Origin of the sequence: Rhodopseudomonas sp. BR0C11, from assembly GCF_010820945.1 — a bacterium.
GTDB classification, from domain to species: domain Bacteria; phylum Pseudomonadota; class Alphaproteobacteria; order Rhizobiales; family Xanthobacteraceae; genus Rhodopseudomonas; species Rhodopseudomonas palustris_H.
Genome location: NZ_QTKI01000706.1, coordinates 1 through 1260, shown reverse-complemented (window position 1 = coordinate 1260; position 1260 = coordinate 1). Strand labels below are relative to the sequence as shown.

At 61.0% G+C, this 1260-nt stretch carries 1 protein-coding gene and 1 pseudogene; both read left to right on the top strand.

Features of this window, described 5'->3' with window-relative positions; translation table 11 throughout:
* Positions 1-177 (top strand): annotated as a pseudogene (locus DYI24_RS28505) (uroporphyrinogen-III synthase); the annotation flags it as partial.
* A gap of 242 nt (positions 178-419) precedes the next feature.
* Positions 420-1260: ABC transporter substrate-binding protein (locus tag DYI24_RS26750; RefSeq protein WP_164574473.1), on the top strand; the 841-nt coding region annotated here is incomplete at its 3' end.

The window sequence follows — 1260 nt, the reverse complement described above, 5'->3', positions numbered from 1 at the left end:
GGATTAAGCCGCACACCGATCGCCTCGGTCGGCCCGGTGGTGACGGAGGAACTCGCTGCGCACGGCTTCGCGCCGACCATCACCCCTGCCAATGAGGCGTTCTTCATGAAGCCGCTGATCAGCGCGATGATCGTCGCACTCGGCAGACGCGCGCCGCGCAACACCGCAGCGGGTTGACGCACCAGGTCGTCAACACTCGGCCCAGCCGATCGTTTGGTTCCATTGCACGGAATTTGGACCGGAGGCGCTGTCCATCTTTTGGACGGCACGATGCGGCGCTCGGCAACTAGCTACCGACCAAAGACTGAGCCGGTGTTTATTAACTAATCGTCAGCAAAGGGCGGTTGAAACGCACGACTGATCTGGGCTAACACCGAAACAACGATCTAACGAATAAAGTTTTCAGGGAGGACTGCTAAATGCGTAAAGCTCTGCTTGCAGCCGTCGCTATCGCGCTGCCGATGTTCGGATCGGTTGCGATGGCGCAAGAGACCGTCAAGATCGGTTACATCGATCCGTTGTCCGGCGGCGGCGCCAGCGTCGGCGAAGGCGGCCTCAAGACCTTCCAATATCTCGCCGACGAGCTCAACGCCAAGGGCGGCATCCTCGGCAAGAAGGTCGAGATCGTTCCGCTCGACAACAAGACCAATCCGCAGGAAAGCCTGATCCAGGCTCAGAAGGCGATCGACGCCGGCGTGCGCTACGTCACCCAGGGCAACGGCTCGTCGGTCGCCGGCGCGCTGTCCGACTTCCTCACCAAGTACAATGAGCGCAACCCCGGCAAGGAAGTTCTGTACTTCAATTACGCCGCGGTCGATCCGGTACTGACCAACGAAAAGTGCAGCTTCTGGCACTTCCGCTGGGACGCCAACTCCGACATCAAGATGGAGGCGCTCACCAACTACATGAAGGACGTCCCGGCGATCAAAAAGGTCTACTTGATCAACCAGGATTACTCCTTCGGTCAGTCGGTGCGGACCCAGGCCCGGGCGATGCTGGCCAAGAAGCGTCCGGACATCCAAATCGTCGGTGACGAACTGCATCCGCTGCTCAAGATCTCCGACTTTGCGCCCTACGTCGCCAAGATCAAGGCGTCCGGCGCCGACACCGTCGTCACGGGCAACTGGGGCCAGGACATCGCGCTGCTGCTGAAGGCGGCCGCCGACGCAGGCCTCAAGGTGAGCTGGTACACCTACTACGCCGGCGGCGCCGGTGGCCCGACCGCGATCAAGCAGACCGGCCTCAACCATCAGGTATTCC